Here is a 14074-nt window from a genome sequence, read left to right as displayed (position 1 = left end):
GGGTCGAGGAGTCAGAGAAGTGTGAGCAGCCACGAGGACGCGCAGTTCGCCGAGTTCGTGCGAGCGACCGGGACCCAGCTGTACCGCGCTGCGCTCCTGCTCACGGCCGACCACCACCTCGCCGAGGACCTCACCCAGACGGCGTACGCGCGGATGTTCGCCTCCTGGCGCCGGGTCTCCAGGACCGAGAACCCGGTCGCCTACGCACGGACCACCCTGCTCAACGCGTTCCTCTCGCACCGTCGGCTGCGACGCAGCAGCGAGGTGCCGGCGGACGCGGTCCTCGCGGGCGAGCACGCCGCGCCCGAGGACGACCCCACGACCCGGCTGGACCTCCTCGCCGCGCTCGCCGCGCTGCCGCCGCACGACCGGGCGGTGCTGGTGCTGCGCTACTGGGAGGACCGCAGCGTCGCCGAGACGGCCCGTGACCTCGGGATGACCGAGACGACCGTCCGCACCCGATCCCGACGCGCCCTGCAGCGACTCCGGCCGCTCGTCGGCGCCGACCTGACCGAGAGGACCCCCTGATGACCGACCACGACAGCACCCTCGGCGCCGCCCTGCGCGAGCGCGTCAGCGACGAGCAGCCCGACCTCGACGAGCTGGTCCGGCTCTCGTCCCGGAGCGGCGCGCGGATCCGGCGGCGTCGCCGGGTCGGCGCCGTGCTCGCCGGGACGGCGGGCGTCGCGGCCGTCGTCGTCGGGGTCGCCGCGCTCCAGGGCTCCGACCCGGTCGCCGGCGACCAGGCCCCGATCGCCAGCGACCCGACCCCCACGCCTCCCCCGCCCACGGAGAGCCCCGTGCTGCCGAAGGGGGCCGCCCCGGTCTCGGTCGACGCGCCCGGGTGGACGTGCAACAGGCCGATGGACGAGAAGTTCATGTGCGGCAAGGACGACGCCTGGGTGGTCGTGAACTGGCGCGAGGCCGCCGACCACGACGCGTACCTGGACCCCGGCAAGGCGGACTCCCTCGACGGCGTGCACACGTTCGTCAGCGGCGTGCACGGCGAGTGGTTCGCGACCGTGGCGCCGGCCAAGGGCACCACCCAGGCCGAGGTCGACGAGGTCGGCAACGGCCTCGTCTGGGTGCCCGAGGTCTCCTAGTCGGTACGCCGCAGCAGCGCCATGAACATGGCGTCCGTGCCGTGCCGGTGCGGCCACAGCTGGACGGTCCCGGGAACCGGCCCGGCGCAGTCGGGCACCCCGGGCAGCAGGCCCGAGGCGTCCTCGAGCCGGACGTCGCTGCGGGTGCTGAGCACCGACGACACCACGCCCTCGGTCTCGGAGAGCACCGGCGAGCAGGTCGCGTAGAGCACGACTCCCCCGGGCCGGGCCAGGTCGAGCGCAGCGGACACCAGCCGGCGCTGGAGCAGCACCAGGGCGAGCAGGTCGTCGGCGCGCCGGCGCCACCGGGCCTCCGGCCGGCGGCGCAGCGCGCCGAGCCCGGTGCACGGCGCATCGACCAGGACCCGGTCGAAGCTGCCGGGCGCGAACGGCGGGGCGGTGCCGTCGGACGTGACCACGCCGCGCACCCCGGGCGATCCGGTCAGGGCACGCTGAACGAGGCGGGCGCGGTGCTCCTGCCGCTCGGCGGCGACCATGCTCGCCCCGCGCTCGCCGGCCAGCGCGGCGAGCAGCGCGGCCTTGCCTCCCGGGCCGGCGCACAGGTCGAGCCAGGTCGCGTCGGCGCCGTCCAGCGGGGCGTTGGCCAGCGCCATCGCGACCAGCTGCGAGCCCTCGTCCTGCACGCCCGCGCGCCCGTCGGCGACGGCGGGGATCTCCCCCGGGTCGCCACCGGACAGCGTCACGCCGTACGGCGAGTACGGCGTCGGCTCGCCGGGCAGCTCGTCGCGGGAGACACGCCCGGGCCTGGCCACGAGCGTCACCCGGGGCGGCTCGTTGTCGGCCGCGAGCAGCGCGAACAGCTCGTCCGGGCCCACCGCCGCCTGGAGCTCGTCGACGATCCAGCCGGGGTGGCTGTACGCGATGGCGCCGTGCCGGCTCGGTGACCTCGTCGGGTCCGGAGCGACCCGCGCGACCCAGGCGTCGAGGTCCCGGGCGTCGACCTTGCGGAGCACGGCATTGGCGAAGCCCCCCGCGCCCGAGCTGACCTTGGCGCGCACCAGGTCGACGGTCGTGCTGATCGCGGCGTGTGCGGGCACCCGCATCGACAGCAGCTGGTGGGTGCCGAGCCGCAGCGCGTCGAGCACCTTCGCCTCGACCTTGCCGAGCGGCCGGTCGATGCAGGCAGCCAGGATCGCGTCGTACGTGCCGCGCCGCCGGATCGTGCCGGAGACGAGCTCGGTCACGAAGGCCGCGTCGCGCCCGGTGAGCCCGTGCTGGCGGAGCACCGACGGCAGCACCAGGTTGGTGTACGCGTCGTCGACGCGCACCGCCTTGAGCACCTCCAGGGCGGCCAGGCGGGCCGGGTCGAGTGTGGGACGACGGCTAGCCATCCAGCGCGGCACCGCTCTCGAGGCGGACACCGCGCGCCCAGTCGGCGGCGGGCATCTGCTTCTTGCCGAACGCCTTGACGTCCCCGAGCAGCACGGCGTGCGTGCCGGTGCCGACGACGACGCGGTTCTTGCCCGCCGCGACCTCGCCGGCCGGGAGGGCCAGGTCGGTGACGGTGACCGGGCCGAGCTTGAGGCGCTCGCCGTCGTACGTCGTCCACGCGCCCGGCGCCGGCGTGCACGCGCGGATCTGCCGGTCGATGGCGATGGCGGGCTGGGACCAGTCGATGCGGGCGTCGTCGGTCTCGATCTTGGGTGCGTACGACAGCCCGTCGAGCTGCTGCTCGCGCGCCTCGAGGGTGCCGTCGGCGATGCCGTCCATGGTCTTGACCAGCAGCCCGGAGCCGCCCTCGGCGAGCCGGGCGAGCAGGTCGCCCGACGTGTCGCCGGGGCGGATCCGCTCGGTCATGATGCCGAACACCGGACCGGCGTCGAGCTCCTTGACGATGCGGAACGTGGAGGCGCCGGTGACCTCGTCGCCGGCCCATACCGAGTGCTGCACCGGCGCGGCGCCGCGCCAGGCGGGCAGCACCGAGAAGTGCAGGTTCACCCAGCCGTGGACCGGGATGTCGAGCGCGGACTGCGGGAGCAGGGCGCCGTACGCGACGACCGCGCAGCAGTCGGGCTCCAGCGCGCGCAGCGCGTCCTGGAACTCCGGGTCGCGCGGGTGGTCGGGCTTCAGGACCGGTACGCCGAGCTCCTCGGCACGCTGCCCGACCGGGCTGGCGACGAGCTTGCGACCGCGGCCGGCCGGCGCATCGGGACGGGTGACGACGCCGACCAGCTCGTGGCCGGACGCGGCGATCGCGTCGAGGGACGGGACGGCGACCTCGGGGGTGCCGGCGAAGACGATCCGCACTAGATGCTCAGTCCGCGGGTGGCGTGCGGCGAGATCTTCACCAACGGCTGCTCGAGTCCGAACCACTCGGCCTCGCGGATCTCCTTCATCGCGGCCTTGCGAGCGTCGGTGTCGAGGCGGTCGATGAACAGCACGCCGTCGAGGTGGTCGGTCTCGTGCTGGATGGCGCGGGCCAGCAGGTCGGAGCCCTCGATGGTCACCGGGTCGCCGTGCATGTTGAAACCGCGGGCGACGACCGAGAGGGCGCGCTTGCAGTCGTAGGTCAGCTCCGGGATCGACAGGCAGCCCTCGGGGCCGTCCTGGATCTCGGCCGAGAGGTCGAGCTGCGGGTTCACGAGGTGGCCGGGCTCGCCGTCGACGTACCAGGTGAGGACCCGAAGTCCCACCCCGATCTGGGGCGCCGCGAGGCCGGCCCCGGGAGCGTCGAGCATCGTGTCGGTGAGGTCCTCCACGAGCCTGCGCAGCTCCTTGTCGAAGTCGACGACCTCGAGTGCGGGCTTGCGGAGGATCGGGTCGCCGAACAGGCGAATCGGCTGAATGGCCACGGATGCAGTCTAGGGATGGGGTCAGAGCGTCGACGGATCGACCTGGATGCGCACGGCGTCCAGCTTGCGGCTCGACCGCACCCGCTGGAGCTCCCCCAGGGCGTGGGAGAGCTCCATGCCGCGGGCCCGCGGCACGCGCACGACGACCCGGCTCTCGCCCTCGCCGAGGTCGACCGGGCCGAGCACCTCGGCGCTCTCGGGGGCGGCGAGCAGCGTGAGCGCGTCGTCGACCGCGCCCGGCTCACCGGTGATCGTCGCCAGCCGGCTCACCGGAGGCAGGTGCGCCTCGGAGCGCTCGGTGGTCTCGCGAGCCGCGAACCCGGCCGCGTCCCAGCGCACCAGCGCCTGGAGAGCCGGGTGCGCGGGGTCGCCGACCGCGACCACGCGACCGCCGGGGCGGGCCAGCGCCGCAGCGTTGGCCCAGCGGCGCAGCGCCTCCTCGTCGGCACGCAGGTCGATCCGGGACAGCAGCAGCCAGGTGTCGAGCAGCACGACTGCGGCGTAGCCGCCCTCGGCCACGGGCTCGGCTCCCGGGGTCGCGACCACGATCTGCGGCTTGGCACCGACGGTCGCGAGCACCTGCTCGCCGGAGCTGGTGCGCACGGTGACGCCAGGGAACGCGCGCCCGAGCTCCTCGGCGGTGCGCGCGTCACCGAGCACCGGGGCACGCAGCCCACGGTGGCCGCACTCCTTGCACGCCCACGCCTCCGCCTCGGAGCCGCACCAGCGGCACGCGGGCGGGGTCGTCGGGCCGGTCAGCGCCAGCGGGCCCTGGCAGGCCTCGCAGCGCGCGGGCGTCCGGCAGCGCTCGCAGGCGAGGGCGCTGGCGTACCCGAGCCGCGGCGTCTGCACGAGCACCGGCCCGTGCTCGATCGCCTCGCGGATCGCGAGGTGGACCTCGCGCGGCACCCGGGCGCCGCGTGCCTGCACGTCGCGGAACGCCGGCTCCCCGGCGATCGCCACCGTGACCCGGCGACGGGCCTCGCGGGTCGGGGTGAGCTCGCGGGCCCAGCCCGTGCGGAGGAGGTACTCGCCCTCGACGGTGCGCACGAAGCCGCCGAGCAGCGCCGCCGCGCCCTCGCGCTCCGCGCGCAGCAGCAGCGTGTCGCGGGTGTGAGGGTACGGCGCACGCGGCTCGGCGTGCAGGTCGTCGCCGTCGTCCCAGATCGCGACCAGGCCGAGGTCGTGGACGGGCGCGAAGCCGGCCGCACGGGTGCCGACGACGACCTTCCGCGCGCCGCGGCTGACCGCGAGGAAGTCGCGGTAGCGGCGGGCGGGACCGGAGTCGGCGGTCAGCGTGACGTGCCGGTCGGGACCGAGCACGTCGGTGAGCGCCCGGTCGACCCGCGCGACGTCCTTGCCGTCGGGCACGCACACCAGCGCCCCGCGCCCGGCGGCCACGACGGCGGCCACGGCGTGTGCGAGGAGCAGCGCCCAGTCGGTCGCGGGGGCGGCGGTCCAGACGGCGCGTGGCGTGGCGCCCTCGGTGAGGTGACGGAGGAAGGCCGCCCCGGGGAGGTGGTCGGCCCAGGCCGCCTCGCCCGCCTTCGCGTCGCGGACGGACGGCTCGGCGGGTGGCGACGGCTCCTTCTCCGTGGTCGCGTGCCGGGCGGGTACGGCGAGGCGCAGCACGTCGGCGCGCGAGCCGGCGTACCGCTCGGCGAGGTCGGCCGAGAGCGCCGCGACCTGCGGCGCGAGGACAGGCTCGGGGCTGACCACGCGACGCAACGGCGCGAGCTTGCCGGTGTGGTCGGACGTCGCGACGCGGGCGACGACGTACCCGTCGACGTCCTGGCCGGCGAACCGCACCTTCACCCGCGCACCCGGGACCGCGGTCTCGGCCATCGAGGCGGGGACGGCGTAGTCGAAGGGCCGGTCGAGGTGTGCCAGCGGCAGGTCGACCAGCACCTGCGCGACGGGGTCCACCGCGGCCGGCTCCGCCTCGGCGGCCTTGCGGGCGCGGGTGGCCCGCGCCTTGGCCTGCGACTCCTTGACCGTGGCCCGGACCATCCCCGGCAGCAGCTCGGGTTGCGGGTCGGTCATGGGCGCAGTTCTACCAGCGAGCGCCGACCACCGCGGTCCAGACCACTCCCTCGACATGAGCCGGCGGATGGGCCGCACGGCCGTCTCGGCGCCACCAACGCTTCGTACCCACGACTCGGAGGAGATCCCATGCGCACGACTCTCGTCATCCTGGCCGCCACCGGCCTCGCCCTGAGCGGCACCCCGGCCGTCGCGAAGCCCGCCAAGCCGCCGGTGGTGAGTGTCTTCGACACCACCGCGGGCGAGACCACCCTGGCCCCGAACGCGAAGCTCGAGATCCGCCTGGACCGCAGGCCGACCAGGCCGGTCACCGTCACCTGGACGACCGCCGAGGGCACCGCGAAGGCCGGCAGCGACTACCACGCCGCCTCGGGGAAGGTCGTGTTCGCCGCGGGCGAGCGTGTGAAGAAGGTCGAGGTGAAGATCCTCGACGACCTCGAGAGCGAGCAGACCGAGCACTTCTACGTGGACTACGTCGCCAGAGGGGCGAAGGCCGCCCGGAAGCGCGCGACCGTCGCGCTGATCGACGACGACCTCTACGCCTACGGCGGCCAGCTGGAGATCACCGAGCGGTGGGAGCAGGAGGCGAACGGCTTCCACACCATCGAGACCTGGACCCTCGTCTTCCGGCCGCAGGTCACCTCGTTCAACCAGGGCACGGCCTGGTACGACAACGGGTACGGCGAGTGGGAGCTCACGGGATCCCGCCTGCTGGAGGACCGGCGCCCCGACGCGGAGTGCCGCACCGTCGAGAAGGAGACCTACAGCGGCAAGGGCACGTTCTTCACCGAGCCGCACCCCGACACCGACGTCGCCGGCAGCGAGGGCAACCTCGTGCTGCAGAGCTTCTTCCCACAGCACCCCGGCAACCTCGGCCAGAAGCCGTACCTGCACACCGTGGTCTCCGGGCACACCGACGGGACGTCGTACGCGTTCGACGGCCAGGTCTGCGTGCCCTCGGAGTACGAGAACGAGGAGCGGTTCGCGCTGCAGGAGGCGCCCGGCAAGGTCCGGGCGTCCGGGGTCGTCTTCGACCACCACGTGCTCGAGGACAACTCCACCGACGAGCACGGGCTGGACACCTACCAGCTCGACGTCATCGGGGAGCTGCGTGCTCTCCAGGCACCCGCCTGACCCTCACCGGGGCCGTCGTCGGGTCAGAGCCCGGCGGCGGCCTTCAGCGCGTCGGCGCGGTCGGTGCGCTCCCAGGTGAACTCGGGGAGCTCCCGGCCGAAGTGGCCGTACGCCGCGGTCTTCGCGTAGATCGGGCGCAGCAGGTCGAGGTCGCGGATGATCGCGGCCGGGCGCAGGTCGAAGACCTCGAGCACGGCCTGCTGGATCTTCTCGTCCTCGACGACACCGGTGCCGAACGTCTCGATGAAGACACCGACCGGCTGGGCCTTGCCGATCGCATACGCGACCTGCGCCTCGCAGCGGGTGGCGAGGCCGGCGGCCACGACGTTCTTGGCGACCCAGCGCATGGCGTAGGCGGCCGAGCGGTCGACCTTCGACGGGTCCTTGCCGGAGAACGCGCCGCCACCGTGGCGGGCCATGCCGCCGTACGTGTCGACGATGATCTTGCGGCCGGTGAGGCCGGCGTCGCCCATCGGGCCGCCGACGACGAAGCGTCCGGTCGGGTTCACGAGCAGCCGGTAGCCGTCGGAGGGGATGTCGAACGTCGACAGCACCGGGTCGATGACGTGCTTCTTCACGTCGGCCTCGAGGGTGTCGAGCTGGGTGTCCTCGTCGTGCTGCGAGGAGAGCACGACCGTGTCGACCCGCACCGGGCGGTTGTCGGCGTCGTACTCGATCGTGACCTGGGTCTTCCCGTCGGGACGGAGGTACGGCAGCGTGCCGTCCTTGCGGACCGCCGTGAGCTGCTCGGCGAGGCGCTGGGCGATCACGATCGGCAGCGGCATCAGCACGTCGGTGTCGTCGCACGCGTAGCCGAACATCAGGCCCTGGTCGCCGGCGCCCTGCTTGTCCATCGCGTCCACGGAGCCGGTGCGGCTCTCGTGGCCGGTGTCGACGCCCTGGGCGATGTCGCCCGACTGGCCGCCGATGGCGACCATGACGCCGCAGGACGCGCCGTCGAAGCCCTTGAGGGACGAGTCGTAGCCGATCTCGAGGATCCGGTCGCGGACCTTCTGCTTGATGTCCACGTAGCCGGACGTCGTCACCTCGCCGGCCACCACCACCAGACCGGTGGTCAGGAGGGTCTCGACCGCGACCCGGCTGTGCGGGTCCTGCTCGAGCATCGCGTCGAGCACGGAGTCGCTGATCTGGTCGGCGATCTTGTCGGGGTGGCCCTCGGTCACGGACTCCGAGGTGAACAAACGTCCAGTCATGCGCACACCTTAATGGGAGGCACCGAAGGCCCGTCGGGCGTCCCGCACTCCGTGCACGCAGCTTGCGGCGTTGCCGTCGCTCGCTGGACGACCAGTACGGCTTCGCGCCGGCGCCTTGCGAGGCACGGACCCGGAGCACGGGCCGCGACGACGCCCCTCCGGCGACGCCCTAAGCAGAAGGAAGTCGTCGAGCTACTTCGTCCCAGATGACATGCGCCAGCGCGCCCTTCGAGCCACGCGGAACCTCGACCGCGGCGCCGTCGGCGCCGAGGATCACGGCCTCGTTCTCAGGGCTGCCGAACACCGCTCCCCCGCTCACGTCGTTGACGACGAGCAGGTCGCAGCCCTTGCGGGCGAGCTTGGCGCGGGCCAGGTCGAGGACCGAGCCGGTGTCGTCCCCGGTCTCGGCGGCGAAGCCGACGATCACCTGCCCGGCGCGAGCGCGCTGGGTGCTGATCTCGTGGAGGATGTCCGGGTTCTGGGCCAGGGTGATCGCCGGGGCGGAGCCGTCGGCGGCCTTCTTGATCTTCGTGCCGCTCGGGTCGGTCGGCCGGAAGTCGGCCGGCGCGGCGGCCATCACGACGGCGTCGGCCGCAGCGGCCGCGCTGACGACCTCGTCGCGCAGCTGGCTCGTGGTCTCGACGCGGACGACCTTCACGCCCGCCGGGTCGGGCAGCGCGACGTTTGCGGCCACCAGGGTGACCTCGGCGCCGCGGGCGGCCGCCGCGCGGGCCAGCGCGTAGCCCTGGAGGCCCGAGGAGCGGTTGCCGAGGAAGCGGACCGGGTCGAGGTACTCACGGGTGCCGCCGGCGAACACGACGACCCGGCGGCCGGCGAGGTCGAGCGCGCCCGTCGTACCCCGGGTGAGGACCTCGCGGCACACGTCGAAGATCTCCACCGGCTCGGGCAGCCGGCCCTTGCCGGTGTCCTTGCCGGTGAGGCGGCCCTCGGCCGGCTCGATGACGAGGGCGCCGCGCTCGCGGAGCGTGGCGACGTTCGCCTGCGTGGCCGGGTGCTCCCACATCTCGGTGTGCATCGCCGGGGCGAACACGACCGGGCAGCGGGCGGTGAGCAGCGTGTTGGTGAGCAGGTCGTCGGCGAGGCCGTGGGCGGCCTTCGCCAGTACGTCGGCGGTGGCCGGGGCGACGACGACCAGGTCGGCGGACTGGCCGATCCGCACGTGCGGCACCTCGTGGACGTTGCTCCACACGTCGGAGGAGACCGGCTTGCCGGACAACGCCGACCAGGTCGGGGCGCCGACGAACTCCAGGGCGGCCGCGGTCGGCACGACGGTCACGTCGTGGCCGGACTCGGTGAACTGGCGGAGCAGCTCACAGGCCTTGTACGCCGCGATCCCGCCGGAGACGCCGAGAACGACACGCGGCCGCTCCCCCCCAGGGGAAGCGGCCTCGTGCGTGGTGCTGGTGGTCAGCGGATCACTCGCTGATGGAGTTGCCCGCGTCGGCGGCGGCGGCCTTCGCGGCGGCCTCCTCGGCGGCGAGCTCGGCCGGGTCGATGTCCTCACAGGTCAGGAGGTCCTCGTTGATCTCGCGGAGCGCGATCGAGAGGGGCTTCTCCTGGACGTGGGTGTCGACGAGCGGGCCGACGTACTCCAGCAGGCCCTCGCCGAGCTGGGAGTAGTAGGCGTTGATCTGGCGGGCACGCTTGGCGCTGTAGAGCACCAGCTTGTACTTGCTGTCGGTCTTGGTGAGCAGGTCGTCGATCGAGGGGTTGGTGACACCCTCGGCGGCGATGGTGGGAGCAGACACGCTTGGACGCCTCACAGATCAGTTGGGGTTTGCTCCATCAAGGCTACCAACTGCTCCGCAGCATCGTGAACTTCGTGGTTGACGATCGTCACATCGAACTCCGTCTCGGCGGCCATCTCGACCTCCGCGGTCGCCAACCGGCGGGCCCGCTCCTCCTCGGTCTCGGTGCCCCGGCCGACCAGGCGGCGCTCCAGCTCCTCCCACGACGGGGGTGCCAGGAAGACGAACAGTGCGTCCGGCATGGTCTCGCGGACCTGGCGGGCGCCCTGGAGGTCGATCTCGAGCATCGCGGGGTGGCCGGAGGCCAGCGCGAGGTCCACGGGCTGCCGCGGCGTGCCGTACCGCGCCGCCTTGTGCACGACCGCCCACTCGAGCAGGTCGTCCTCGGCGACCATCCGGTCGAACTCCTCGTCGGAGACGAACCAGTAGTGGACGCCGTTCTCCTCCCCCGGACGCGGAGCGCGGGTGGTCGCGGACACCGAGATCCAGACCTCGGGGTGGGTACGCCGCACCTCGGCGGCCACCGTGCCCTTGCCGACCGCGGTCGGCCCGGCGAGCACGACGAGGCGCGAGCGCCGGATCGGCGTGTCACTCACGCCCGGCGAACTCCTTCTCGAGCGCCGCGACCTGCTTGGCACCGAGACCACGGACCCGGCGGCTCTCGGCGATGCCGAGCCGCTCCATCAGCTGACGCGCGCGCACCTTGCCCAGGCCCGGCATCGACTGCAGCAGGTCGACGACCTTCATCTTGCCGATGACCTCGTTGCGCTGGCCCTCCTCGATCACGTCGGAGATCGAGGCGCCGGAGTTCTTGAGCCGGTTCTTCACCTCGGCCCGCTCCCTGCGGGAGGCGGCGGCCTTCTCGAGCGCCGCCTGGCGCTGTTCGGGGGTGAGCGGGGGCAGAGCCACGTGCGGGTCCTTGCTGCTGAGGGTGGACAGTGGGCTCACCCTAGTCAGAGTCGCGTCCACCGCGCCATGCGGGCCGTACGACCACTGCGTCGGTGGGGTCTGGCACACGTCGCGGGGGCTGGGTGGTGGGCCGGCTGGCCGGCGGTGCGTGAGCAACCGTTCTCCGGGCCGAAACGGTTGCCAGCCCACCGCCCACCGAGGCCGGGCCGGGCCGGCGGTGCGTCAGCAACCGTTCTCGAGGCCGAAACGGTTGCCAGCTCACCGCCCACCGGGGCTGGGCCGGGCCGGCGGTGCGTCAGCAACCGTTCTCGAGGCCGAAACGGTTGCCAGCTCACCGCCCACCGGGGCTGGGCCGGGCCGGCGGTGCGTCAGCAACCGTTCTCGAGGCCGAAACGGTTGCCAGCTCACCGCCCACCGGGGCTGGGCCGGGCCGGCGGTGCGTCAGCAACCGTTCTCCAGGCCGAAACGGTTGCCAGCTCACCGCCCACCCTGGCCGGGGCCGGGCCGGGCGGTGCCTCAGCAACCGTTCCCCAGGCCGAAACGGTTGCCAGCACACCGCCCACCGAGGCCGGGTCGCACCGGCGGTGCCTCAGCAACCGTTCCCCAGCCCGAAACGGTTGCCAGCACACCGCCCACCCGGGCCGGGTCGCACCGGCGGTGCCTCAGCAACCGTTCCCCAGCCCGAAACGGTTGCCAGCACACCGCCCACCCGGGCCGGGTCGCACCGGCGGTGCCTCAGCAACCGTTCCCCAGCCCGAAACGGTTGCCAGCACACCGCCCACCCGGGCCGGGCCGGGCCGGCTGACCCGTCAGAGCGTGAGCGGGGTCTTGCACACGTCGCGGGCCTGCTGGTCGAGGTCCTGCAGCGCCCGCAGCGTGGTGCCGCTGCCCAGCTCCTTGGCCGCGGCGTCGATGGCGGCCGCCTGCTCGTCGCTCAGCCCGGCGGGCGGGTCGTCGCGGTCGTACGTCGCCGCATCCACGCCCGCGTCGTCCAGGGCGTCCTGGAGCGCCTCGATGCGGCCGACCAGCTGCTGCCACTCGTCGCTGATGTCGTCGGGCGCCCGGTCCTGCAGCTGCTGGAAGACGTCGAGCGCCTGGAGCAGCGCGTCCGGCTCGCCGCTGCCGACGATGTCGCTCAGCTCCTGCTGGCGGTCGGCGACCGCGTCGCAGTAGTCGTCCTGGTCGGACCCGCACCCCGCGAGCAGCGGGAGCAGGAGAGCCGCGACCAGGACTCGCCTCACGCCCGGAGCTCCTCGTTGGTGCGCCGCACGAAGTCGGCCATCGCCTGCCGGTCGGGGCCGAGGCGGAGCACCTCGCGCGACGAGCTCGGCAGGACCGCGGCGGCCGAGCCGAAGAGGCGGCGTACGTCGTCGATCGTGCCGCCCTGGGCGCCGAAGCCGGGCGCGAGCACCGGGCCGTTGAACGCGAGGTCCTCGTCGGTGGACCCGATCGTCGCGCCGACGACCGCGCCGAACGAGCCGAGCGGCTCGGCGTCGGCATTGAGGCGACGCAGGTGGTCGAGCATCCGGCCGGCGACGGTGCCCTCGTCCACACTCGCGTGCTGGACCTCCGGCCCCTCCTTGTTGGAGGTCAGCGCGAGCACGAACACGCCGCCGCCGTGACGGTGCGCGGTGTCGATGATCGGGTCGAGCGAGCCGAACCCGAGGAACGGACTGACCGTGATCGCGTCGGACGCGAGCGGCGAGGTCGGGTCGAGGTACGCGTCGGCGTACGCCTGGCTGGTCGAGCCGATGTCGCCGCGCTTGACGTCGAGCAGCACCAGCGCGCCGGCGGCGCGGGACTCCGCGATCACCCGCTCCAGCACCGCGATCCCCCGGCTGCCGAAGCGCTCGTAGAACGCCGACTGCGGCTTGATCACCGAGACGTACGGCGCCACCGCCTCGACGGTCGTCAGCGCGAACCGCTCCAGTCCGGCGACGTCGTCGTCGAGTCCCCACTCCTGGAGCAGCGCGGCGTGCGGGTCGACGCCGACACAGAACGGGCCGCGGTCCTCGATGGCCGCGTGGAGGCGAGCACCGAAGGCCTTCGTGGGGGAAGGTGTCATTCCTGCACTCCCTTGACGATCCGCCGGGGCCACAGCGGGCCCTCGTAGATGAACGCGGTGTATCCCTGGAGCAGCGTCGCGCCCGCGTCCAGCCTCGCCTGCGCGTCGGCGACCGTGGTGATGCCACCGACACCGATCAGCGTGAGGTCCGGCCCGACCCGGCCGCGCAGCAGCCGGACCACGTCGCAGGAGCGGTCGGTGAGCGGGCGCCCGGACAGGCCGCCGGCGCCGATCTGCTCCACCCGCTCCGCGCAGGTGCGCAGACCCGCCCTCGAGATCGTGGTGTTCGTCGCGATGATGCCGTCCAGGCCGATCGCGAGCGCGAGGTCGGCGACGCCGAGCACGTCGTCGTCGGCGAGGTCCGGCGCGATCTTGACCAGGAGCGGCACGCGCCGGTCACCCTGGGCGGCGATCGCCTGCACCGCGGTCAGGATCGGCTCGAGCTTCTCGACCGCCTGGAGGTTGCGCAGCCCCGGCGTGTTCGGCGAGCTGACGTTGACGACCAGGTAGTCCGCGTGCGGCGCGAGCAGCCGCGCGGACTTCTCGTAGTCGCGGACCGCCTCGTCCTCCGGGACGACCTTGGACTTGCCGATGTTGACCCCGAGGACCGGGCCAGTTCTCGATACGCCCGCTCGACCACCGAAGGACTCGGCGCGGGCCGCGAGACGAGCGGCCACCACCTCGGCGCCGTCGTTGTTGAAGCCCATCCGGTTGACCACCGCGCGGTCGTCGGGCAGCCGGAACAGCCGCGGCTGCGGGTTCCCCGGCTGCGCCTCGCCGGTGACCGTGCCGATCTCCACGTGGCCGAAGCCCAGCGCGCCGAGGCCGTCGATGCCGACCGCGTTCTTGTCGAAGCCGGCGGCCAGCCCCAGCACGTTGGGGAACGTCAGCCCCAGCGCCGCGACCGGGTTCCCGGGCGTACCGCGCAGGCCGGTCACCGGACGCGCCGCGCGGATCGCCCGGAACGCCGTGTGGTGCGCCTTCTCCGGGTCCGTCCGCGTCAGGACCTTGTCGAACAGGAGTC

At 73.4% G+C, this 14074-nt stretch carries 15 protein-coding genes; 3 read left to right on the top strand and 12 right to left on the bottom strand.

Features of this window, described 5'->3' with window-relative positions; genetic code table 11:
- Window positions 1–21: 21 nt before the first annotated feature.
- Both MJ604_RS17940 and MJ604_RS17935 read left to right on the top strand, forming a co-directional pair.
- Window positions 22–528, top strand: a complete 507-nt coding sequence (locus tag MJ604_RS17940) for a SigE family RNA polymerase sigma factor (protein ID WP_243059947.1) — start codon at window positions 22–24, stop codon at window positions 526–528.
- Window positions 528–1103, top strand: a complete 576-nt coding sequence (locus tag MJ604_RS17935; RefSeq protein WP_243059945.1) for a hypothetical protein — start codon at window positions 528–530, stop codon at window positions 1101–1103. The genes MJ604_RS17940 and MJ604_RS17935 overlap by 1 nt, the downstream gene beginning before the upstream one ends.
- Here MJ604_RS17935 and MJ604_RS17930 read toward each other — a convergent pair.
- Genes MJ604_RS17930 through MJ604_RS17915 form a run of 4 tightly spaced genes read right to left on the bottom strand, consistent with a single transcriptional unit; the run spans window position 1100 to window position 5959 of the window.
- Window positions 1100–2455 (bottom strand): RsmB/NOP family class I SAM-dependent RNA methyltransferase, encoded by a 1356-nt coding sequence (locus tag MJ604_RS17930; RefSeq protein WP_243059943.1) that lies wholly within the window; start codon window positions 2453–2455, stop codon window positions 1100–1102. The genes MJ604_RS17935 and MJ604_RS17930 overlap by 4 nt on opposite strands.
- Window positions 2448–3371, bottom strand: a complete 924-nt coding sequence (fmt, locus tag MJ604_RS17925) for a methionyl-tRNA formyltransferase (RefSeq protein WP_243059942.1) — start codon at window positions 3369–3371, stop codon at window positions 2448–2450. Before fmt ends, MJ604_RS17930 begins: the two co-directional genes overlap by 8 nt.
- Window positions 3371–3916 (bottom strand): peptide deformylase, encoded by a 546-nt coding sequence (def, locus tag MJ604_RS17920; protein ID WP_243059940.1) that lies wholly within the window; start codon window positions 3914–3916, stop codon window positions 3371–3373. Before def ends, fmt begins: the two co-directional genes overlap by 1 nt.
- A gap of 21 nt (window positions 3917–3937) precedes the next feature.
- Window positions 3938–5959 (bottom strand): primosomal protein N', encoded by a 2022-nt coding sequence (locus tag MJ604_RS17915; protein WP_243059939.1) that lies wholly within the window; start codon window positions 5957–5959, stop codon window positions 3938–3940.
- A 129-nt stretch (window positions 5960–6088) separates the two neighbouring features.
- On the opposite strand from MJ604_RS17915, the gene MJ604_RS17910 reads away from it, so the two are divergent.
- Window positions 6089–7093, top strand: coding sequence for a Calx-beta domain-containing protein (locus MJ604_RS17910; RefSeq protein WP_243059937.1), 1005 nt, complete (start codon window positions 6089–6091; stop codon window positions 7091–7093).
- A gap of 23 nt (window positions 7094–7116) precedes the next feature.
- Here MJ604_RS17910 and metK read toward each other — a convergent pair whose 3' ends face one another.
- The 8 genes from metK to MJ604_RS17870 all read right to left on the bottom strand — a co-directional run bounded on the left by metK (window position 7117) and on the right by MJ604_RS17870 (window position 14069).
- The gene (gene metK / locus MJ604_RS17905) at window positions 7117–8307 is read right to left on the bottom strand and encodes a methionine adenosyltransferase (RefSeq protein ID WP_243059936.1); all 1191 of its coding nucleotides are present in this window, start codon (window positions 8305–8307) and stop codon (window positions 7117–7119) included.
- A 169-nt stretch (window positions 8308–8476) separates the two neighbouring features.
- On the bottom strand, window positions 8477–9739 hold the full coding sequence (gene coaBC, locus MJ604_RS17900; protein ID WP_243059996.1) for a bifunctional phosphopantothenoylcysteine decarboxylase/phosphopantothenate--cysteine ligase CoaBC: 1263 nt from the start codon (window positions 9737–9739) through the stop codon (window positions 8477–8479).
- Window positions 9740–9743: 4 nt separating this feature from the next.
- Entirely contained in the window at window positions 9744–10076 is a 333-nt protein-coding gene (gene rpoZ, locus MJ604_RS17895) for a DNA-directed RNA polymerase subunit omega (protein WP_308194154.1), read from the bottom strand.
- 11 nt (window positions 10077–10087) lie between these two features.
- Window positions 10088–10657 carry a guanylate kinase gene (gene gmk, locus MJ604_RS17890; protein WP_308194156.1) on the bottom strand — a complete coding sequence of 190 codons (570 nt, stop codon included), beginning with the start codon at window positions 10655–10657 and terminating at the stop codon, window positions 10088–10090.
- A gap of 7 nt (window positions 10658–10664) precedes the next feature.
- Window positions 10665–10985: an integration host factor, actinobacterial type gene (gene mihF / locus MJ604_RS17885; RefSeq protein WP_243059933.1), complete on the bottom strand. Its 321-nt coding sequence runs from the start codon at window positions 10983–10985 to the stop codon at window positions 10665–10667.
- Between the two features lie 809 nt (window positions 10986–11794).
- Complete coding sequence (locus MJ604_RS17880; protein WP_243059931.1) at window positions 11795–12226, bottom strand: hypothetical protein; 432 nt, start codon at window positions 12224–12226, stop codon at window positions 11795–11797.
- Window positions 12223–13050: an orotidine-5'-phosphate decarboxylase gene (gene pyrF / locus MJ604_RS17875; protein ID WP_243059930.1), complete on the bottom strand. Its 828-nt coding sequence runs from the start codon at window positions 13048–13050 to the stop codon at window positions 12223–12225. The genes MJ604_RS17880 and pyrF overlap by 4 nt, the downstream gene beginning before the upstream one ends.
- The gene (locus tag MJ604_RS17870; protein ID WP_374458359.1) at window positions 13047–14069 is read right to left on the bottom strand and encodes a quinone-dependent dihydroorotate dehydrogenase; all 1023 of its coding nucleotides are present in this window, start codon (window positions 14067–14069) and stop codon (window positions 13047–13049) included. The genes pyrF and MJ604_RS17870 overlap by 4 nt, the downstream gene beginning before the upstream one ends.
- Window positions 14070–14074: the final 5 nt, after the last annotated feature.

The organism is Nocardioides sp. SR21 (assembly GCF_022761125.1).
Classification (GTDB): domain Bacteria; phylum Actinomycetota; class Actinomycetes; order Propionibacteriales; family Nocardioidaceae; genus Nocardioides.
This window is presented reverse-complemented; position numbering and strand designations above follow the sequence as displayed.